Source organism: Amycolatopsis sp. NPDC048633 (genome assembly GCF_040650695.1).
Lineage (GTDB): Bacteria > Actinomycetota > Actinomycetes > Mycobacteriales > Pseudonocardiaceae > Amycolatopsis.
On sequence record NZ_JBEZHS010000002.1, the window covers coordinates 314,512 to 332,061 of the forward strand.

The 17,550-nt window shown below is 71.4% G+C and carries 22 protein-coding genes; 12 read left to right on the forward strand and 10 right to left on the reverse strand.

Annotated elements, in window-relative coordinates:
* Positions 1–53: 53 nt before the first annotated feature.
* On the reverse strand, positions 54–653 hold the full coding sequence (locus AB0C38_RS07950; RefSeq protein WP_360668700.1) for a TetR family transcriptional regulator: 600 nt from the start codon (positions 651–653) through the stop codon (positions 54–56).
* Positions 654–730: 77 nt separating this feature from the next.
* Between AB0C38_RS07950 and AB0C38_RS07955 the strand changes: the two genes are divergently transcribed.
* Both AB0C38_RS07955 and AB0C38_RS07960 read left to right on the forward strand, forming a co-directional pair.
* Complete coding sequence (locus tag AB0C38_RS07955; RefSeq protein ID WP_360668366.1) at positions 731–1,513, forward strand: class I SAM-dependent methyltransferase; 783 nt, start codon at positions 731–733, stop codon at positions 1,511–1,513.
* A gap of 76 nt (positions 1,514–1,589) precedes the next feature.
* The gene (locus AB0C38_RS07960; protein WP_360668368.1) at positions 1,590–1,841 is read left to right on the forward strand and encodes a DUF4287 domain-containing protein; all 252 of its coding nucleotides are present in this window, start codon (positions 1,590–1,592) and stop codon (positions 1,839–1,841) included.
* Positions 1,842–1,863: 22 nt separating this feature from the next.
* Here the strand turns inward: AB0C38_RS07960 and AB0C38_RS07965 are convergent, their stop codons facing one another.
* Both AB0C38_RS07965 and AB0C38_RS07970 read right to left on the reverse strand, forming a co-directional pair.
* Positions 1,864–2,616: an SDR family oxidoreductase gene (locus tag AB0C38_RS07965; protein ID WP_360668702.1), complete on the reverse strand. Its 753-nt coding sequence runs from the start codon at positions 2,614–2,616 to the stop codon at positions 1,864–1,866.
* Between the two features lie 113 nt (positions 2,617–2,729).
* Positions 2,730–4,184, reverse strand: coding sequence for an MFS transporter (locus AB0C38_RS07970; RefSeq protein ID WP_360668371.1), 1,455 nt, complete (start codon positions 4,182–4,184; stop codon positions 2,730–2,732).
* 98 nt (positions 4,185–4,282) lie between these two features.
* Between AB0C38_RS07970 and AB0C38_RS07975 the strand changes: the two genes are divergently transcribed.
* The gene (locus tag AB0C38_RS07975; RefSeq protein WP_360668374.1) at positions 4,283–5,488 is read left to right on the forward strand and encodes a cytochrome P450; all 1,206 of its coding nucleotides are present in this window, start codon (positions 4,283–4,285) and stop codon (positions 5,486–5,488) included.
* 6 nt (positions 5,489–5,494) lie between these two features.
* On the opposite strand, the gene lexA is transcribed toward AB0C38_RS07975, so the two are convergent.
* On the reverse strand, positions 5,495–6,148 hold the full coding sequence (lexA, locus tag AB0C38_RS07980) for a transcriptional repressor LexA (protein ID WP_360668377.1): 654 nt from the start codon (positions 6,146–6,148) through the stop codon (positions 5,495–5,497).
* A 263-nt stretch (positions 6,149–6,411) separates the two neighbouring features.
* Between lexA and AB0C38_RS07985 the strand changes: the two genes are divergently transcribed.
* Positions 6,412–6,924: a lytic polysaccharide monooxygenase auxiliary activity family 9 protein gene (locus AB0C38_RS07985; protein ID WP_360668380.1), complete on the forward strand. Its 513-nt coding sequence runs from the start codon at positions 6,412–6,414 to the stop codon at positions 6,922–6,924.
* Here AB0C38_RS07985 and AB0C38_RS07990 read toward each other — a convergent pair.
* Complete coding sequence (locus AB0C38_RS07990; RefSeq protein ID WP_360668383.1) at positions 6,894–7,085, reverse strand: hypothetical protein; 192 nt, start codon at positions 7,083–7,085, stop codon at positions 6,894–6,896. The two genes, AB0C38_RS07985 and AB0C38_RS07990, sit on opposite strands and share 31 nt — an antisense overlap.
* Positions 7,086–7,240: 155 nt before the next feature.
* On the opposite strand from AB0C38_RS07990, the gene AB0C38_RS07995 reads away from it, so the two are divergent.
* The 3 genes from AB0C38_RS07995 to AB0C38_RS08005 are packed head-to-tail and all read left to right on the forward strand — an operon-like array spanning position 7,241 to position 9,129.
* Positions 7,241–7,579, forward strand: a complete 339-nt coding sequence (locus tag AB0C38_RS07995; protein WP_360668386.1) for a YciI family protein — start codon at positions 7,241–7,243, stop codon at positions 7,577–7,579.
* Between the two features lie 3 nt (positions 7,580–7,582).
* Positions 7,583–7,897 carry a YciI family protein gene (locus AB0C38_RS08000; RefSeq protein ID WP_360668389.1) on the forward strand — a complete coding sequence of 105 codons (315 nt, stop codon included), beginning with the start codon at positions 7,583–7,585 and terminating at the stop codon, positions 7,895–7,897.
* A gap of 14 nt (positions 7,898–7,911) precedes the next feature.
* Positions 7,912–9,129, forward strand: a complete 1,218-nt coding sequence (locus tag AB0C38_RS08005) for an RNA polymerase sigma factor (RefSeq protein WP_360668705.1) — start codon at positions 7,912–7,914, stop codon at positions 9,127–9,129.
* Between the two features lie 7 nt (positions 9,130–9,136).
* Here the strand turns inward: AB0C38_RS08005 and AB0C38_RS08010 are convergent, their stop codons facing one another.
* On the reverse strand, positions 9,137–9,787 hold the full coding sequence (locus AB0C38_RS08010; RefSeq protein WP_360668392.1) for a DUF4230 domain-containing protein: 651 nt from the start codon (positions 9,785–9,787) through the stop codon (positions 9,137–9,139).
* Positions 9,788–9,880: 93 nt separating this feature from the next.
* Here AB0C38_RS08010 and AB0C38_RS08015 point away from each other — a divergent pair, with 93 nt between their 5' ends.
* Positions 9,881–10,021 carry a hypothetical protein gene (locus AB0C38_RS08015; RefSeq protein ID WP_360668395.1) on the forward strand — a complete coding sequence of 47 codons (141 nt, stop codon included), beginning with the start codon at positions 9,881–9,883 and terminating at the stop codon, positions 10,019–10,021.
* 36 nt (positions 10,022–10,057) lie between these two features.
* Here AB0C38_RS08015 and AB0C38_RS08020 read toward each other — a convergent pair whose 3' ends face one another.
* The 3 genes from AB0C38_RS08020 to AB0C38_RS08030 are packed head-to-tail and all read right to left on the reverse strand — an operon-like array spanning position 10,058 to position 12,355.
* On the reverse strand, positions 10,058–10,531 hold the full coding sequence (locus AB0C38_RS08020) for a MarR family transcriptional regulator (RefSeq protein ID WP_360668398.1): 474 nt from the start codon (positions 10,529–10,531) through the stop codon (positions 10,058–10,060).
* A 37-nt stretch (positions 10,532–10,568) separates the two neighbouring features.
* Entirely contained in the window at positions 10,569–11,180 is a 612-nt protein-coding gene (locus AB0C38_RS08025; RefSeq protein ID WP_360668401.1) for a hypothetical protein, read from the reverse strand.
* Positions 11,177–12,355, reverse strand: a complete 1,179-nt coding sequence (locus tag AB0C38_RS08030; protein WP_360668404.1) for an alpha/beta hydrolase — start codon at positions 12,353–12,355, stop codon at positions 11,177–11,179. Before AB0C38_RS08030 ends, AB0C38_RS08025 begins: the two co-directional genes overlap by 4 nt.
* A gap of 58 nt (positions 12,356–12,413) precedes the next feature.
* Here AB0C38_RS08030 and AB0C38_RS08035 point away from each other — a divergent pair, with 58 nt between their 5' ends.
* Both AB0C38_RS08035 and AB0C38_RS08040 read left to right on the forward strand, forming a co-directional pair.
* Complete coding sequence (locus tag AB0C38_RS08035) at positions 12,414–13,328, forward strand: LLM class flavin-dependent oxidoreductase (RefSeq protein ID WP_360668407.1); 915 nt, start codon at positions 12,414–12,416, stop codon at positions 13,326–13,328.
* Positions 13,325–14,236, forward strand: a complete 912-nt coding sequence (locus AB0C38_RS08040) for an AraC family transcriptional regulator (protein WP_360668410.1) — start codon at positions 13,325–13,327, stop codon at positions 14,234–14,236. The genes AB0C38_RS08035 and AB0C38_RS08040 overlap by 4 nt, the downstream gene beginning before the upstream one ends.
* 1 nt (position 14,237) lies before the next feature.
* Here AB0C38_RS08040 and AB0C38_RS08045 read toward each other — a convergent pair whose 3' ends face one another.
* Positions 14,238–15,218 (reverse strand): NADPH:quinone reductase, encoded by a 981-nt coding sequence (locus tag AB0C38_RS08045; protein ID WP_360668413.1) that lies wholly within the window; start codon positions 15,216–15,218, stop codon positions 14,238–14,240.
* A gap of 112 nt (positions 15,219–15,330) precedes the next feature.
* Between AB0C38_RS08045 and AB0C38_RS08050 the strand changes: the two genes are divergently transcribed.
* Together AB0C38_RS08050 and AB0C38_RS08055 are read left to right on the forward strand one after the other, a co-directional pair.
* The gene (locus AB0C38_RS08050) at positions 15,331–16,710 is read left to right on the forward strand and encodes an FAD-dependent oxidoreductase (protein ID WP_360668416.1); all 1,380 of its coding nucleotides are present in this window, start codon (positions 15,331–15,333) and stop codon (positions 16,708–16,710) included.
* 1 nt (position 16,711) lies between these two features.
* Positions 16,712–17,536, forward strand: a complete 825-nt coding sequence (locus tag AB0C38_RS08055; RefSeq protein WP_360668418.1) for an alpha/beta hydrolase — start codon at positions 16,712–16,714, stop codon at positions 17,534–17,536.
* Positions 17,537–17,550: the final 14 nt, after the last annotated feature.

The window sequence follows — 17,550 nt, forward strand, 5'->3', positions numbered from 1 at the left end:
CCCCAGTCTGGTCGCCTCTCGTAGTCGGCCAGACTTTTGTCTATTTTGGACTTTTACAGCAGCCTTCGCTGGACTACGTCCGCGATTGTTGTGGTGACCAGCTTTTGTAGCTCTGCTTCCTCCGGGAGGGTGTGGCGGGGGCGGCCTGCGAAGTGCAGGTGGCTTGCTCCGATCAGGGATAGGGCCAGGGAATCCGCGGCTGCGTCTGCCGCTATGCGGCCTTGGGCTCGCTCTGCCTTCAGGTAGGACGTCAGCATCTCCCTTGCCTCCGCCAGGAACGGTAGGCCGTTGTCTGGGCGGCGTAGGCGCGTGCGGAGTTCGTCGCGGAAGAAGACCAAGCTTGTGAGGGCTACTGAGACCGGGTCGAAGAGCTCTGTGAGGGCGTCTACCAGGTTTTCGGCCACTGTGCGGGTTCCCGCTGCGGCCACCAGGATTGCCGACTGGTCCGTCAGGCGGGCTATGCGGTCCATGACCAACTCGGCCAGGAATGCGTCGAAGTCGGTGAAGTGCTTGTGGAGTACGCCCTTTGCCACGTCGGCTTCGGCCGTTACCGCTCGGCTTGTCAGGGCGTTCGGGCCCTCGCGGAGGAGGACTCGCTCGGCTGCCTGGAACAGCTGCTGGCGTACGTCGCGCAAGTGGACTCCGGTCGGCATGGGCTCATTCTCCGTTACGCCCGTCGCGAACGGCCACGTGGTTGTCCTAGTGGGCATGTGCCCATTATGGTGGGCGCATGCCCACTCAGCCTCATGAAGCCCGTCACTTCGCCGAATCCTTCGGGGTCGATGCCGAACGCTACGACCGCGCCCGGCCGGAGTATCCCGCCGAACTCGTCGATCGTGTCCTCGCTGCCAGTCCTGGGCGCGACTTTCTCGACGTCGGCTGCGGTACCGGGATCGAGGCCCGGCAGTTCCGTGCCGCCGGCTGCCGGGTGCTCGGTGTCGACCCTGATTCGCGGATGGCCGCCTTCGCCCGGGAGAGCGGCATTGATGTCGAGGTCGCCAAGTTCGAGGACTGGGAGCCGGCCGAGCGCTCCTTCGACGCCGTTGTCGCCGGGCAGGCCTGGCACTGGGTCGACCCCGTCGCCGGTGCCGCCAAGGCGGCCGCGGTCTTGCGTCCCGGCGGGGTGCTTGCCCTGTTCGCGCACGTGTTCCAGCCGCCCGGTGCGGTGGCGGAAGCCCTCGCCGAAGGTATTCGGCGGGTGTTGCCGGACTCGCCGTTCGCGGGGGAGTCGCGGAGCGCTGCCGAACTCTACGAAGTCATGTTCGCCAAGTTCGCCGACGGCATCCGGGAATCGGGCCATTTCGGCGCACCCGAGCGGTGGTCGTTCGCGTGGGAGCGGACCTACAGTCGCGACGAATGGCTGGATCTTCTGCCGACGACCGGCGGTCTGACTCGGCTTGCGCAGGACGCGCTGGCGGACGTGCTCGCCGGTGTCGGCGCGGCGATCGATGGCCTTGGGGGCGGCTTCACGCTGTCCTACACGACGCTGGCAGTCGTTGCCGTGAAGCCTTGACAAAAAAAGTTGTCGGTGGAACCTTGGGGGCAAGCAAGGCAGACCGAAGAACCTTCGGACGACCCGTGGAGTCACCATGTCTTTTCAGGCCTACCTCGACAACGCCGAGAAGCAGACCGGCATCACCCCGCGCGCCTTCCTCGGCCTCGCGGCCGAGAAGAAGCTCACGAAGCACGGCGAGATCGTCACCTGGCTGAAGACCGAACACAGCCTCGGCCACGGGCACGCGACCGCGATCGCGCGGCTCGTCACCAAGGGCCCCGAGTTCGTCGCCGCGCAGCACACCGACGGCGTGCTCCACCTCGACGGCGTGGCCGCCCGGGCCTGATTCCCGGGCGGCCGGTGCCGGCTCAGGCGATCGGGCCGAGGTACGTGCCGCCGGAGACGTCGAGGGTGCGGCCGGTGATCCAGCGGCCGTCCGGCCCGGCCAGGAACCCCACCACGTCGGCGACGTCCTCGGGCTCGCCGATCCGGCCCAGCGCGGTCATCGCGGTGAGGCCCGCCGCCGCCTCGGGAATGGCCAGCACCGGTTCGGTCAGGTCGGTCCGGATCGGCCCGGGCGCGACCGTGTTGACCGTGATCCCGCGGCGGCCGAGCTCGTTCGCCAGCGTCGGCGCGAGCGCCTCGACGGCGGCTTTGCTGACGGTGTAGGCGATCTGGCTCTGCACCGCGATCCGCGAGGCCATCGAACCGACGGTGACGACCCGGCCGCCGTCGTTCAGCAGCGGCATCAGGCGCTGGATCAGCAACATCGGCGTCTTGACGTTGACGGCCAGGAGCCGGTCCAGTTCCTCCTCGGTCAGCCGGCCGATGGTGCTGTGCGAGCCGATACCCGCGTTGTTCACCAGCACGTCCAGCCCGGCGTCGCCGAACGCCTCGATGACCGCGTCGGCCAGCCGGTCGACGGCGCCGGCTTCGCCGAACCGGGCCTCCACCGGGAACGCGCGCCCGCCGGCGTCCTCGATCAGCGCGACGGTCGCCTTGGCGGCGACCTCGTTGCCGCCGTGGTGCACGGCGACCACGGCACCGTCGGCGGCCAGCCGGCGGGCGATCGCGCGGCCGATCCCTCGCGAACCCCCGGTCACCAAGGCGTTCTTCGTCATGTCCGGCTCCTCCGGGTCGGTGCCGGGCCGTGGTGGCCCGGCGATGACCCCGAGGTTCGCGCCCGGCGCTGACGGGACGCGCACCGCGCGCGAACCGTCCCGGGAGCCGCCGGTCAGCGGCCCGCCGCCGCCGCGGGTTCCGGGCTCGCGGGTGCCGGCGCCGCCGGCGTGTGCCGGGGGAGGAAGGCGGCGACGGCCAGCGCGATGAGCGCGGCGGCCGACCCCATCCCCAGCACGAGCCGGAAACCGTTCTGCGAAGGCAGTTCCACCGGTCCGAGCCGGACGGTCAGCCGCGCGAGGATCAGCCCGGCGGTGGCGCTCGAGACCGACGTCCCGATGGACCGCATCAGCGTGTTCAAGCTGTTCGCGGCCGCGGTCTCCGACACCGGCACGGCACCCATCACGAGCGACGGCATCGCGCCGTAGGCGAGCCCGATCCCGCCGCCGATGACGCTCGAGACCAGCACGAGGTGCCAGGTCGCGCTCATCAGCACGATGCCGAGGGCGTATCCCGCGGCGACGACGACCGCGCCGAGCATCAGCGTCGTCTTCGGGCCGCGCGTGGCCGTGATGCGCGCGGACACCGGCGCCAGCGCCATCATGACCAGCCCCGACGGCGCCATCACCAGGCCCACCACCAGCATCGACCGGCCGAGGCCGTAGCCGGTGGCGGCCGGCAGCTGCAGCAGCTGGGGCAGCACCAGCGACATCGCGAACATCGCGAAGCCGAAGACCGCCGACGCGATGTTCGTCAGCAGCACCTGGCGCCGGGCGCTCGTCCTCAGGTCCACGAGCGGGCGCGGGGTGCGCAGCTCCCAGCGGCCCCACAGCAGCAGGACCAGCACCGCCCCCGCGAGCAGGCCCAGCGTGGCCGCGCTGCCCCAGCCCCAGTCGGCGCCCTTGGAGATCGCCAGCAGCAGGCACACCAGGGCGATCGAGAGCCCGGCCGCGCCGAGGACGTCGAACCGCCCACCGGTGCGCACCGGCGACTCCGGCACGAGCGCGACGACCAGCGCGGTGACGACCAGGCCGAGGCCGGCCGCGGTCCAGAAGAGCACGTGCCAGTCGGCGTTCTCGGCCAGCAGCGCCGCGGCGGGCAGGCCCAGCGCGCCGCCGACGCCGAGCGACGCGCTCATCAGCGCCGTGGCCGAGCCGAGCCGTTCGGCGGGGAGCTCGTCACGCATGATGCTGATCCCGAGCGGGATGACGCCGGCGGCCAGGCCCTGCAGCGTCCGCCCGGCGACCATCGGCACGAGGGTGTCGGAGAGTGCGCCGACCGCCGAGCCGACGACCAGCGCGCCGAGGCTGACGAGCAGCATCCGCCGCTTGCCGTACATGTCGCCGAGCCGGCCCATGGTCGGGGTCGCCACCGCGCCCGCGAGCAGGGTGGCGGTGATGGCCCAGGTGGCGTCGGCCGCGGAGGCGTGCAGCAGCCCGGGCAGGGCGGGGATCAGCGGGATGACCAGCGTCTGCATGAGCGAGACGGTGATGCCCGCGAGGGCGAGGACCGCGACGACGAGGTTCGCGCGCGGCGAAGCCTCTCTCGCGGGCGTGGACGGGTCGAGCACGGGCGGTCCTCCGGATGTCCGAATTAAATCAGTCGCTTGACTTAGCGTAGCAGTCTTCGGTTGACTGATCACGAACTGCCGGCCACCGCGGAGGAACGATGACGAGTACCGCCGAGATCCCCGAGTTCCCGATGACGCGCGCCGCGGGCTGTCCGTTCGACCCGCCGCCCGCGGCCCGGGCGCTGCAGGGGGAGGCGCCGCTCGCGCGCGTGCGGCTGTGGGACGGCAGCACGCCGTGGCTGGTCACCCGCTACGCCGAGCAGCGGACGCTGTTGGCCGATCCCCGCGTCAGTGCCGACATCACCCGCCCCGGCTACCCGAGCCCGGCCCCGCTGCCCCAGGGCGGCACCGGGATCAGCTTCATCCTGATGGACAACCCGGAGCACGCGCGGCTGCGGAAGATGGTGACTGCGCCGTTCACGATCCGGCGGGTCGCCGCGATGCGCCCGGCGGTGCAGAAGATCGTCGACGACCTCCTCGACGAGCTGCTGGCCGGCCCGAAGCCGGTCGACCTCGTCGAGGCGTTCGCGCTGCCGGTGCCGTCACTGGTGATCTGCGAGCTGCTCGGCGTCCCGTACACCGACCACGACTTCTTCCAGGAGAACAGCAAGCTCATCATCCGGCGGGACGCCAAGCCCGAGGAGCGGGCGGCCGGGCACCGGGCGCTCGTCGGCTACCTCGACCGGTTGATGGAAAAGAAGCTCGAGGCGCCCGCCGACGACCTGCTCTCCGGGCTCGCCGCCCGGGTGCACGCGGGGGAGCTGTCGCGCACGGAGGCGGCGCAGATGGGCGTGCTGCTGCTCATCGCCGGGCACGAGACGACGGCGAACATGATCGCGCTCGGCACCCTGGCCCTGCTGGAGCACCCGGACCAGCTGGCGCTGCTGCGCGACGGCGACGACCCGGCGCTGGTGGCGTCGGCCGTCGAAGAACTGTTGCGCTACCTCAACATCACGCACAACGGCCGCCGCCGCCTCGCGCTGGAGGACATCGAGATCGCCGGCGAGACCATCCGCGCGGGCGAGGGCATGATCATGGCCAACGACGTCGCCAACCGCGACCCGGCGGTCTTCCCGGACGGCGACCGGCTCGACCTCACCCGGGACGCGCACCGCCACGTCGCGTTCGGCTTCGGCGTCCACCAGTGCCTCGGCCAGCCGCTCGCCCGGCTGGAGCTGCAGGTCGTCTACAGCACGCTGTACCGGCGGATCCCGACGCTGGCGCTGGCCACCGACGTCGAGCGGATCCCGTTCAAGCACGACGGGTCCGTGTACGGCGTGTACGAGCTGCCGGTCACCTGGTGAAGCGGGTCAGACGCTCCGCAGCACCGAGACGACCACGCCCAGGATCGCCGCCCGGTCGCCGTCGATGACCTCGTAGGCGGGGTTGCGGGGCTCGAGGTACACGTGGCCGCCCCGGTGGCGGTAGACCTTGACCGTCGCCTCCTCGTCGATCATCGCCGCGACGATCTGGCCCGAGTGGGCCTCGGTCTGCTGCTTGACCACGACGATGTCGCCGTCGCAGATCGCGGCGTCGATCATCGAGTCGCCGCGCACGCGCAGGCCGAAGACGGTGCCCCGGCCGGTGAGGTCGCGCGGCAGCTTGAGGACGTCGTCGACGTGCTCCACGGCCGAGATCGGCGTGCCGGCGGCGATGTCGCCGACGACCGGCACCGGGACGGAGTCGCTGTCCTCGCGCGCTTCGCCGCCGTGCAGGAACGCACGCACGTCCATCGGGCGCGACACGCCCGCACCGCGGCGCAGGAAGCCCTTGTCCTCCAGGCTCGCCAGGTGCTTCGACACCGACGACGTCGACTGCAGGCCGACGGCCTCGCCGATCTCGCGGGTGCTGGGGGAGTAGCCGTGGCCGACCACCCAGTCCCGGATGGCCACCAGGATCTTCTGCTGCCGCTCCGGCAGGGCCGAGGCGTCGAGGTGCTCGAACGTGTCGTCGTAGGTGGTCACCGGCGGAATCCTAGAGGCAGGCGGCGCGCGCCGCGCTGCCTGGTCTCCCCGGCGGGTCCCGCTGAACGGAACACCGGGTGACGGTTGGCGTCTTACCAACATGAACTCCGACTTTGCCATCTGTTGACCAATCGGCCGACCCGACGTATGGTCTAGACCACAATTTTCCTTCGCTCGAACCCCTTCCCGACGCGGTGGGCCTGCCCGCCGCGACTTCGTCGTACCCGACGGCGGGAACCGAGCCTGTCCCCGAAGGAGCTGCTATGAAGCGCAAACTGGTCGCGGCCGCGGCGGGTGTCCTCCTGGCCCCGGTGCTGGTGGTGCTCAACCCCGCCGGAATCGCGAGCGCGCACGGCTACGTCAACTCCCCGGCGAGCCGCCAGGCGCAGTGCGCCCAGGGCACCGTGTCGTGCGGCGACATCACGTACGAACCCCAGAGCGTCGAAGGGCCGAAGGGGCTGAAGTCCTGCAACGGCGGCAATGCCCAGTTCGCCGAACTCAACGACAACGGAAAGGGCTGGCAGGCCGGGCCGGTCGGCACGACGGCGACGTTCACGTGGACCTTCACGGCCCGCCACCGCACGTCGAACTACGAGTACTGGATCGGCAACGAGAAGGTCGCGGACATCAGCGGCAACAACGAGCAGCCGCCGGAAACCGTTTCGCACCAGGTGAACCTCGGTGGCCACACCGGACGCCAGACGGTCCTGGCGGTCTGGAACATCGCCGACACGACGAACGCGTTCTACTCCTGCATCGACGTGCAGGTGGGCTGAGCCCCCGGCCACCCGGGAGCGCGCGGCTCCCGGGTGGCCGGTCGCCGCCGGCGCGTCCACCGGGCGACCAGCTCGCCGAGGCGTTCCTCGGCGCGGCGGCGGTCGCGGTCACCCTGGTGGGTGGCGGTCCACAGTTGTCCGGTCTGGCTGATCGGGATCATGACGGCTCCTCCGGTCTTGGGGTGGTTCCGCCCGGACGACGCAGAGCTGCGCCCGGATCGACAGGTCGCCCGAAAAACTTTCCGGGGACCTGTCGATTCCGGGCCGCGGCGGCGTCGGGTGGGTGAGAAGCTGCACCGGACGACCAGGAGGAGCCTTGCGGTACATGCTGATGATCTGCGACGACGGCGCGGAGCTGTTCAGCCCGCCCGAGATCGATGCCATGCCCGAGTTCGTCGCCTGGCTGCGCGACGTCGAAGCCCGCGGCGCCACCCACACCGGGACGCTGCTGCGGCCGCCCGCCGAAGCTGTCACCGTGCGGGTGCGCGACGGGCAGCGACTGACGTCGGACGGCCCGTTCGCCGAGACGAAGGAATGGATCGCCGGCTGCGAGGTCGTCGAGTGCGCGGATCTCGACGAGGCCATCGCGATCGCGGCCGCGCACCCGTCCGCCGGGCGGTTCCCCATCGAGATCCGGCCGTTCGGGGAGGACTGAGCGATGAAGTTCCTGATGTGGGTGTGCGTCGACCCGGACCTCGTCGGCACCGCGGAAGACCACCCGGACGACTGGGTCGCCGAAGCCGGGGACCGCCGTCTCGACGGCCACCAGCTGCGGCCGGTCGCCGACGCGACGACGCTGTGGCCGCGCGAGGGCGGCACGTTCGTCTCCGACGGCCCGTTCGCCGAGACGAAGGAGCAGATCGCCGGGTACGACATCCTCGACTGCGCCGACCTGGCCGAGGCGATCGACGTCGCCGCGGCGCACCCGGTCGCGAAGTTCGGCGCGATCGAGCTGCGGCCCGTGTGGGGGTGACCGAGTCCGTCTCCATGGCGGTCGACGAGGCCTTCCGCACCGAGTGGGGCCGCGTCGTCGCCACCCTGATCCGGGTCACCGGGGACTGGGACCTGGCCGAGGAGTGCGCCCAGGAGGCGTTCGCCAAGGCGCTGGCCACGTGGCCCCGGGACGGCGTGCCGCGCCGTCCCGGGGCGTGGCTGACGACGGCGGCCCGCAACCGGGCGCTGGACAAGCTGCGCCGCGGTGCGGCCGAGGCGAACCGGCTGCGCGAGCTGGCCGTCACGACGTCCGGGGACGACGAGCCGCCGGAACCGGACGACGTCCCGGACGACCGGCTGCGGCTGATGTTCACCTGCTGTCACCCGGCTCTGCCGCTGGAGGCGCAGGTCGCGCTGACGCTGCGGACGCTCGCCGGGCTGACCACCCCGGAGATCGCCCGCGCGTTCCTGGTGCCCGAACCGACGATGGCGCAGCGGATCGTGCGGGCCAAGCGGAAGATCCGCAACGCCCGCATCCCCTACCGCGTCCCGCCGGCCGACCTGCTGCCCGAGCGGACGGCGGGCGTGCTCGGCGTGCTCTACCTGCTGTTCAACGAAGGCTATTCGGCCAGCGCGGGCGACGGCCTGGTCCGCCAGGCACTGACGGCGGAGGCGATCCGGCTCGCACGCGTCGTCGTCGAGCTGCTGCCGGACGCGCCGGAAGCGAGCGGGCTGCTGGCCCTGATGCTGTTCCACGACGCCCGCCACGCGACCCGCACCGACGACGCGGGCGACCTGGTCACCCTGGCCGACCAGGACCGCACCCGCTGGGACCGCGCGGTGATCGACGAAGGCGTCGGCGTCCTGGACGCCGCGCTGGCGCTCGGCCGGCCGGGCCCGTACCAGCTCCAGGCGGCGATCGCCGCGTGCCACGCGACGGTGTCCCGTGCCGAAGACACGGACTGGGCGCGGATCGCCCGGCTGTACGAGCTGGTCGCGAAGCTGAACCCGTCCCCGGTAATCGAGCTGAACCGGGCCGTGGCCGTGGCGATGGCCGACGGCCCGGCGGCGGGCTTGGCCCTGACCGACGACCTCGCGGAGGCCGGCGACCTGGCGGGCTACCACCTGCTCCCGGCGACGCGCGCGGACTTCCTGCGTCGTCTCGGCCGCGCCGGGGAAGCGGTGGAGGCCTATGGGGAGGCGCTGGACTTGGCGCCCACCGAAGCGGAACGGCGGTACCTCACCCGGCGGATCGAAGAGCTGGGCCCGTGACGCGCCGTCAGCCGGCCGCGTTGTCGGCGTAGTTGACGACGACGTTCTTGAAACCGAGTGACTGCAGCAGGCCGATCAGCATCGTCTTGGTGTTCCGTTCCGCGTCGACCACCAGTGAGCTCTTCGCGGCCGCGGCCTGGATCTGTTTCTGGGCGAGCTCGTACAACGCCTGCTGCGAGTTCGGGTTCCCGCTGAGGAACTCGTTGATGCGGGTGAACAAGCCCTGCTGCTGCGCGTACACGTGCGACTCGTGCACGTCCAGCGTCGCCGGCTCCAGCTGCGCGTGGCCCAAGGTGATCGTGGCGGACAGGCGGTCGTCGGAGACCTGGACCGCGTTGCCCTTCAGCCGCGAGAAATCCACGAAGGCGTTGTCCGTGCCGACTCCGATGAACATGGTGTCGCTGCCCACGAGGAAACTGGGCAGGACCGAGCTGGTCGTGATGTCGACGACCACCTGGAACGAACCACTGGCGGCCTCGTAGCGCGACAGCTCGACGATCGACTGCAGCAGCACCGGGCCGGAGTGCTCCTCGGTCTGTTCGGCGAACGGGTTGCGCAGTTGGGGTAACAGGTGAACCGCCGATGCGACGAGTGCCGCAACCGCCAGAAGTACCACCGTCGCCGCGATCGCGACGAGCCGCTTGCCCCATGCACCCATGTCCGAAAGATACCCAGGTCGGCGCGCGGCTAAGCGAGTCGGGCGGTACGGTTTGCTCGCTTCCGTGGTCAGGTCTCCGACGAGGGGGAACGTGTGCGCAAGTCCCTGTGGCTGTGGGCCCTGCTGATCATCCTGGCCATCCTGGTGCTCGGGCTGATCTTCGGCGGCTACCGCAAAGGCGAGAAGCTCGGCGCGCCCGGCACCCTCGAGCCGGTGGCGGCGTGGAGCGCGTAGCAGGACGAGCCGCCCCGATCCGTCCACAGAGGACGGTCAGTCGTCGCCCGCCGTGCCCAGGTGGTCGCGCTGGTGCACGGTGATGTCGATGAGCACGCTCTTGAACCGCCCGTAGTCCTCGTCCCCGAGGCGCCGGGCGTGGCGCTGCTGGATGTCGGCCATGATCGCGTCCGCCGCCTTCATCTGGGCGAGCCCGCGTCCGGTGGGGCAGATCAGCTTCGCCCGGCGGTCGCTCGGGTCGGGCCGCCGCTCGACGTACCCGAGTGACTCGAGCTCGTCGATCAAGGTCCCGATGTTCTGCTTGTACTGACCCGAAAGCCGGGAGAGGTCGGTCGCCCGGACCCCCTCCGGGTCGAGGTAGGCGAGCACGGCGCCGTGGCGGTGCTTCAGGTCGCCGAACCCCTGATCGGCGAGCGTCGAGAACATCTCCCGCTGCACCGCGAACAGGAGCCGGCCCGCCAGGACGCCCAGGTCAGGGTCTGTCGCGTTGCGCTCCGCCCGGCTGACCATCGGCCCCTCCTCGTCCTCGCCTACACCTTAACGATCGTCAGCGGCGGACGAGTTCGCGCCCGAGCTCGGTCCGCAGGTGGACTTCGACGAACACCCGCAGGTAGCGGTCGTTCGCCAGCGCGTCGAAGGCGTCCACCAGCGACTGGTCCGGCTCGCCGGTGAGGTGGACGATGCGCCAGAGGTTGAGCGGGGCGTCCTCCGGGCCGCCGACGGAGTGCTCGACGTGGAAGAGCGGCTGTCCGGTGCCGGCGGTGAAGACGCGGCCGTCGGGCGCCTCGAAGCGATCGGCGCCGATGAAGAACGCGCGCCGGTTCTCGTGGTCGAGGCGCACGTGCTCGATGATCGTCGCGTAGCGGTCCGGGTCGGCCCACAAGCGCTGGTCGGACACGCGGGTGAAGTCCTCGAGGTGGCCGTGGCGCACGCTCGGGAACTTCTCGGCACTGCCCGGCTTCACGACCGTCGGGATGTAGACGTCCGGCGCCGCGGCCTTGCGCACCTCCATGTCCCACAGTTCGGCGCCGGTGTAGCTGAACGGCGGCCGCACGTCGTAGCGCTCGCGCAGCACGTCGTTCACCGCTACCGGCGGCAGTTCCACCGAGGTGCTGCCGGGCTCGGCCCACGCCTGCTCGAAGATCGCTTCGTGGTTCATGCCTTCTCCTGGTGAGCCGTGACGGTGTCGTGGATCCAGCCGGTGACGACCGGCCAGACCGGGTGGTCCGGGTGGACCACGTCGAAGTGTGTTCCGCCCTCGACCTCGACGTAGCGGGCGGTGCCGCCTTCGGCCTCGGTCTTCTCGGCGTAGCGGCGGCTCCACCCGGCGGGGACGGCCTCGTCGGCGGTGCCGTGCACGGCGAGGACCGGCACGCCGGCGTCGGGCAGTTCGAGCGGGGACGCCCAGGCGTAGCGCTCGGGCCGCTCGGCGACGTGGCCACCCAGCAGGAGCTTGACGACCCCCTCGCCGGCGGCCGCCGCGACGGCGGGCCACGCTTCGGGGCGCGCCGGTTCGGGAGCGTCCTTCGGCGGCTCCGCGGCGGGATCGGCGAGGACGGCGCCGAAACCGGTGGCGTCGGCGGTCTTCAGGTCGAGCGCGCCGGCGAGCTCGACCACGCCGATCGGGGTGATCTTGGGGTTCGCGCCGGGGGCCTCCGGCGGGAGCACGCCGCGGTGCGCCGCCCACGCGGCGAGGTGACCGCCCGAGGAGTGGCCGAGGAGCACGACGCGGCCGGTGTCGAGCGCCGGGTCCAGCCCTTCGACGGCGTCGACCGCGGCGGCCACGTCGAGGAAGGTGCCGGGCCAGCCGCCGCCCGGTTCGCCGATCCGCCGGTAGTCGACGTTCCACACCGCGTACCCGCGGGCGACCAGGTCGTCGGCGACAGCGGTGCTCTGGCGGCGGTCCCACATCGCGGCCCAGTAGCCGCCGTGCACCACCGTCACGACCGGGAAGGGGCCGTCGCCTTCGGGCAGGTACAGCTCACCGACCTGTGACGGTTCGGGGCCGTAGGCGATCGTGCGGACGCGGCGGGCGCCGTCCTCGGCGTCGTCGTAGCGCAGGCCGCGCTCGGCGCCGACCAGCGTGGCGATCGTGGCGAAGAAAGCACCGATCGCCGGCAGGTTCGCCCCCTTGATCTTCGACTCGTCCCACGCGGCGTCGTCGGTCCACTCGACCAGATCGAGCCAGGTCCGGTCGTCGAGACGGATCAGGCGGGCGGAGACGAACCCGCGCCGGTCCGCCCGGAACGCCGCCACCATGCCCGGGCGCGCGGCCAGCATCGCTTCGGTGTTCTCCGGGGTCACGGTGAACGTGGTCATCTCGATGACCGACATCGTCAGCTCCTCGTGCTCGTTCGGATCAGGTGGTCCGAATTCATGATAGTAATAATACATGACTAACCCGCAAGGTGCCCCGAGGTTCGGGATCTCGCTGACGCCGACCACCGACATGGCGGGTCTCCACGTGGCGGCGTCGGCAGCCGAAGAAGGTGGGCTGGACCTGCTCGGGATCCAGGACCACCCATACGTGCCCGCCTACCTGGACACCTTCGTGGTGCTGGGGCAGCTGCTGGCGGCCACGCGGAAGATCCGCGTCTTCCCGAACGTCGCCAACCTGCCGCTGCGCCCGCCGGCGGTGCTGGCGAAGACGGCGGCCGCGCTCGACGTCGTGTCCGGTGGCCGGTTCGAGCTGGCGCTCGGCGCCGGCGGCTACTGGGACGCCATCACCCGGATGGGCGTGCCCCGGCGCAGTCCGCGCGAGGCGAACGCGGCCCTGCGGGAAGCGATCACGGTGCTGCGGGCGTTGTGGGCGGACAGCGCGGCGCCGGTGCGGCTGGCGGGGGAGTACTACCCGATCGCGGGCGCGCACCCGGGGCCGGTGCCCGCGCACCCGATCGAGATCTGGACCGGCGCGCAGGGCCCGAACGCCCTGGCCCTCACCGGCGAAGTCGCCGACGGGTGGGCGGCGCCGATCGCCGCCTACCTGCCGTACGAGAAGTGGGGTCAAGCCAACCGCTTGATCGACGAAGCGGCCGAAGCCGCGGGGCGGGACCCGGCTTCCGTCCGCCGGATCGCGCAGGTGGTCGGTACCGTCACGACGATGAAGGGGCAGCTGCGGATCGGAAGCGGCGCCGATCCCGTGCGGGGAACGGCGGGGCAGTGGGCGGAGGTGCTGGCTCACCTGGGCACCGAAATGCCCTTCACGTCGTTCGTGTTCTGGCCGGAGCACGAGTCGGTGGAGCAGATCGCCGCGTTCGCCGGTGAGGTGGTCCCGGAGGCCCGACGGTTGCTGGGCGGCCGCTCGTGACCGGCGGCGCCACGGACAGCGTGAGCCGGCTCGTCCGGCTGGCGCGGCTCGACGGCGAGGTCGACGTGCGCTGCCTGCTGGCCGGGAGCTTCACGCTCGACAACCCGGCGGCCGAGCCAGGAGCGGTGCCCTTCCACCTGGTGCTGGAAGGGCGGTGCACCGTGACGTCCGGCGCCAGCACCGTCCACATGGGACCCGGTGACATGGTCCTGCTCCCGCACGGCGACGCGCACCAGGTGACGGCGACCGAGGGACCACGGCTCCCCTGCGAGGAGGAGCCCGGGACGGCGTTCCCGACACGACGGACACCGGGCGCGGAACCGCAGGTGGACCTGTTCTGCGGCCACTACCGCTTCGAGCGCGGTGCCGGCGCGCTGGTGTTCCGTCTGATGCCGGCGCTGGTGCACGTCTCGCTGGACCCGCCCGCGCTGACGTTGGCCGAGGTCCTGCGCGGCGAAGCCGGCTTCGACGGTCTCGGAACGCAGGCCATCGTCGCGGCCCTGCTCGACGCGCTGCTGGCCATGGCGCTGCGCAGCCGTCCCGAGCAGCGCCTGGACACGCCCGGCCTGTGGACGGCGCTCGGCGATGACGCACTGGGCCGCGCGATCGCCGGCGTGGTCGAGCGGCCGGGCGAGGCGTGGACGATCGACCGGCTGGCCACCGAAGCGGCGATGTCCCGGGCCACGTTCCAGCGCCGCTTCGCCGCCCGCACCGGGACGACGGTGGTGGCGCTGGTGACGGCGATCCGCATGATGGTCGCCGTCGAGCTGCTGACCCATTCGGAACACTCCGTGACGCGGATCGCGAAGGACGTGGGGTATCGGTCGGAGTCGGCGTTCGGACAGGCGTTCCGGGCGGCTTTGGGGATGTCGCCGGCTCAGTACCGGAAGGAAGCTGCACGCCGCTGACCTACAGATCGACCACGACCCGCCCCGCCGCGCCGGCCTCTTCGGTCGCGTCCTGGGCGTCGGCGATGCGGTCGAGGGGATACCGCGCGGCGATGGGATAACGAAGGTCGCCGGCGGCGAGGGCAGCGGTCAGGTCCGCGGCCGCGGCCTCGTTCGCCTCCTCGGGGAAGTCGTCGTTGCTCAGGTACTGGACCGTGATGTTCTTGAACGCCAGCGGCCAGTAGGACACCGGCGCCTTGCTGTCGCTCGTCGCGTACGTGGCGATCACGCCGCCGACCTTGAGCACCTCGATGTCGAGGTCGAGGTTGCGGGCCAGGTCGATCTCCGCGATCCGGTCCACGCCCTCCGGCGCGACCGCGCGGATCTGCCCGGCGACGTCCCCTTCCCAGAGCTTGACGACGTGGTGCGCACCCGCGGCGAGCGTCTCGTCCACCTGCTCGGCGTGGCGCACACCGGCGATCACGTTCGCACCGCCGCGCCTGGCCACCGCCAACGCGGCGCGCCCCACCCCGCCGAGCGGGCCGGTGACCAGGACGGTCCGGCCGTCGACCGGGCCGCTCGCGAACACCGCCCGGTGCCCGGTGATCCCCGGGATGCCCAGCACCGCACCCTGGTCGAGATCGACCTCGGCCGGCAGCACCACCGCGTGCCCGGCGGGGACGACCGCGTACTCGGCCGCCGTCCCGAATGGACGGTAGGACTGGGCGAGGTAGACCCACACCCGCTTGCCCACCCGGGCCGGGGCCACGCCGGCGCCCACGGCGTCGATCGTCCCGGCGCCGTCGCCGTGGGGGATGACCCGGGGGTAGGGCATCGTGGAACCCCAGTAACCACGCCGTTTCCCGACGTCGCCGACGTGCACACCGGACACCGCGACGCGGATGCGCACCTCGCCTGGTCCGGGTTCGGGCACCGGCACGTCCCCGACGTGGAGGACTTCGTGAGCCGGCCCCTGGTCGTCGTAGTAAGCGGCTCGCATCATGTCCGGCACGCTAACCGAGCAGTGCCCGGACGGGTGACCGCTGAGCCGATCCCGGCGGAATTCGAGCCGATCACGCGTGGCCGGCTCGCGCGCGCCGCCGGAGGATGGGCGCATGGAGGACAGGCACTTCGATCTGCTCGTCATCGGGTTCGGCAAGGGCGGCAAGACCCTCGCCGCCGCGATGGGACGGCTCGGCAAGCGGGTGGCCATGATCGAGCAGTCCGCCGAAATGTACGGCGGCACCTGCATCAACATCGGCTGCGTCCCGACGAAGGCGCTGGTCCACCGCGCCGAGCACCCCGGGCCCGGCAGTCCGGCGCAGTGGCACCGCCAGGCCGTCGACGAGACGCGCGCGCTCACCACCGCCCTGCGCGGCAAGAACTTCGCCATGCTCGACACGATCGACTCCGTCGTCGTCCTCACCGGCCGGGCGGAGTTCCTCGATCCCCGGACCGTGCGGGTGACCGCCGGGGACGACGTCCTGGACCTCGAAGCCGACACGATCGTGATCAACACCGGCGCGGTGCCCACCGTCCCGTCGATTCCGGGCCTGCGCGAGAGCTCGCGCCTGCTCACCAGCACCGACCTGATCGACCTCGACCACCTCCCGAAGCGCCTGGCGATCCTCGGCGGCGGCTACGTCGGTGTGGAGTTCGCGTCGATCTACGCCCAGTTCGGCAGCGCCGTCACCGTCCTCGACGCGCGCCCGCGGATCATGCCCCGCGAGGACGACGACGTCGCCGAAGCGGCGGCCGCGATCCTGCGCGGAGCCGGTGTCGAACTCGTCCCGAACGCCCAGGTGACGGCGGTGCGCGACCTGGACAACAGCGTCGAGATCACCTACGAAGCCGGCGGCCGGACGCACGTGCTGGCGGCCGACGACGTGCTCGCGGCGACCGGGCGCACCCCCGCGACCGCCGGGCTCGGCCTCGAGCGCGCCGGCGTGCGCACCACGCCGTCCGGCGCCGTCGAGGTGGACGGGTTCCTGCGCACCAGCCGGCCGCACATCTACGGGGTCGGCGACGTCAACGGCGGACCGCAGTTCACCTACATCTCGCTCGACGACAGCCGGATCGTCGCCGACCAGCTCACCGGCCAGGGCAAGCGCTCCACCGCCGACCGGAAGTTCGTGCCGTACACGGTGTTCATGAGCCCGGCGCTCTCGCGCGTCGGGCTCACCGAGCGCGAAGCCCGCGAGCGGGGCCTGCCGGTGAAGGTCGTCGAGAAGGCCGTCGCGGACATCGCCGCGATGCCGCGGGCGAAGATCGTCGGCGAGACGCGCGGGCTGATGAAGTTCGTCGTCGACCGCGTGACCGACGAAGTGCTGGGCGCGGCGCTGCTGAGCGTCGATTCGCAGGAGCTGGTCAACCTCGTCACGCTGGCCATGCGCCACGGCGTGACCGCGAGCGAGCTGCGCGACGCCGTCTACACGCACCCGTCGTCGACGGAAGCGTTCAACGAAGTCCTGGCGGCGCCAGGGAAGGAGTACTGACATGCCGGTGATCACCACCGACGACGGTGTCGAGATCTTCTACAAGGACTGGGGCACGGGCCAGCCGATCGTCTTCAGCCACGGCTGGCCGCTGTCCGCGGACGACTGGGACGGCCAGATGCTGTTCTTCGCCCGGCACGGCTACCGCGTCATCGCCCACGACCGCCGCGGCCACGGCCGGTCCGCGCAGGTCGGCGACGGGCACGACATGGACCACTACGCCGACGACCTGGCCGCGCTCACCGCCCACCTCGACCTGCACGACGCCGTCCACATCGGACACTCCACCGGCGGCGGCGAAGTGGTGCGCTACCTGGGGCGTCACGGCGAGTCGAGGGTCGCCAAGGCGGCGATCATCAGCGCCGTCCCGCCGCTGATGGTGCAGACCGACGCGAATCCCGGCGGCCTGCCCCAGAGCGTCTTCGACGACCTGCAGGCGCAGCTCGCGGCGAACCGTTCGGTGTTCTACCTTTCGCTGGCGGCCGGTCCGTTCTACGGCTTCAACCGGCCCGGGGCCGAGAAGTCCGAGGCGATCGTCCGGAACTGGTGGCGCCAGAGCATGGAAGGCGGCGCGAAGGCGCAGTACGACGGCATCGTCGCGTTTTCGCAGACGGACTTCACCGAGGACCTGAAGAAGATCACCGTGCCGACGCTGGTCATGCACGGCGACGACGACCAGATCGTCCCGTACGCCGATTCGGCGCCGCTCTCGGTGAAGCTGCTGGCGAACGGCACGCTCAAGACCTACGCGGGCTTCCCGCACGGCATGCCGACCACCGAGGCCGACACGATCAACGCGGACCTGCTGGAGTTCATCCGGTCCTGACTCCGGGCGTGGTC

What these genes read in the sequence shown, in the direction of transcription:
- AB0C38_RS07950 (WP_360668700.1), bottom strand. Translation starts at nt 653, where the DNA reads ATGCCGACCGGAGTCCACTTGCGCGACGTACGCCAGCAGCTGTTCCAG.
- AB0C38_RS07955 (WP_360668366.1), top strand. Translation starts at nt 731, where the DNA reads ATGCCCACTCAGCCTCATGAAGCCCGTCACTTCGCCGAATCCTTCGGG.
- AB0C38_RS07960 (WP_360668368.1), top strand. Translation starts at nt 1,590, where the DNA reads ATGTCTTTTCAGGCCTACCTCGACAACGCCGAGAAGCAGACCGGCATC.
- AB0C38_RS07965 (WP_360668702.1), bottom strand. Translation starts at nt 2,616, where the DNA reads ATGACGAAGAACGCCTTGGTGACCGGGGGTTCGCGAGGGATCGGCCGC.
- AB0C38_RS07975 (WP_360668374.1), top strand. Translation starts at nt 4,283, where the DNA reads ATGACGAGTACCGCCGAGATCCCCGAGTTCCCGATGACGCGCGCCGCG.
- AB0C38_RS07985 (WP_360668380.1), top strand. Translation starts at nt 6,412, where the DNA reads ATGAAGCGCAAACTGGTCGCGGCCGCGGCGGGTGTCCTCCTGGCCCCG.
- AB0C38_RS07990 (WP_360668383.1), bottom strand. Translation starts at nt 7,085, where the DNA reads ATGATCCCGATCAGCCAGACCGGACAACTGTGGACCGCCACCCACCAG.
- AB0C38_RS08000 (WP_360668389.1), top strand. Translation starts at nt 7,583, where the DNA reads ATGAAGTTCCTGATGTGGGTGTGCGTCGACCCGGACCTCGTCGGCACC.
- AB0C38_RS08005 (WP_360668705.1), top strand. Translation starts at nt 7,912, where the DNA reads ATGGCGGTCGACGAGGCCTTCCGCACCGAGTGGGGCCGCGTCGTCGCC.
- AB0C38_RS08010 (WP_360668392.1), bottom strand. Translation starts at nt 9,787, where the DNA reads ATGGGTGCATGGGGCAAGCGGCTCGTCGCGATCGCGGCGACGGTGGTA.
- AB0C38_RS08020 (WP_360668398.1), bottom strand. Translation starts at nt 10,531, where the DNA reads ATGGTCAGCCGGGCGGAGCGCAACGCGACAGACCCTGACCTGGGCGTC.
- AB0C38_RS08025 (WP_360668401.1), bottom strand. Translation starts at nt 11,180, where the DNA reads ATGAACCACGAAGCGATCTTCGAGCAGGCGTGGGCCGAGCCCGGCAGC.
- AB0C38_RS08030 (WP_360668404.1), bottom strand. Translation starts at nt 12,355, where the DNA reads ATGTCGGTCATCGAGATGACCACGTTCACCGTGACCCCGGAGAACACC.
- AB0C38_RS08035 (WP_360668407.1), top strand. Translation starts at nt 12,414, where the DNA reads ATGACTAACCCGCAAGGTGCCCCGAGGTTCGGGATCTCGCTGACGCCG.
- AB0C38_RS08045 (WP_360668413.1), bottom strand. Translation starts at nt 15,218, where the DNA reads ATGATGCGAGCCGCTTACTACGACGACCAGGGGCCGGCTCACGAAGTC.
- AB0C38_RS08050 (WP_360668416.1), top strand. Translation starts at nt 15,331, where the DNA reads ATGGAGGACAGGCACTTCGATCTGCTCGTCATCGGGTTCGGCAAGGGC.
- AB0C38_RS08055 (WP_360668418.1), top strand. Translation starts at nt 16,712, where the DNA reads ATGCCGGTGATCACCACCGACGACGGTGTCGAGATCTTCTACAAGGAC.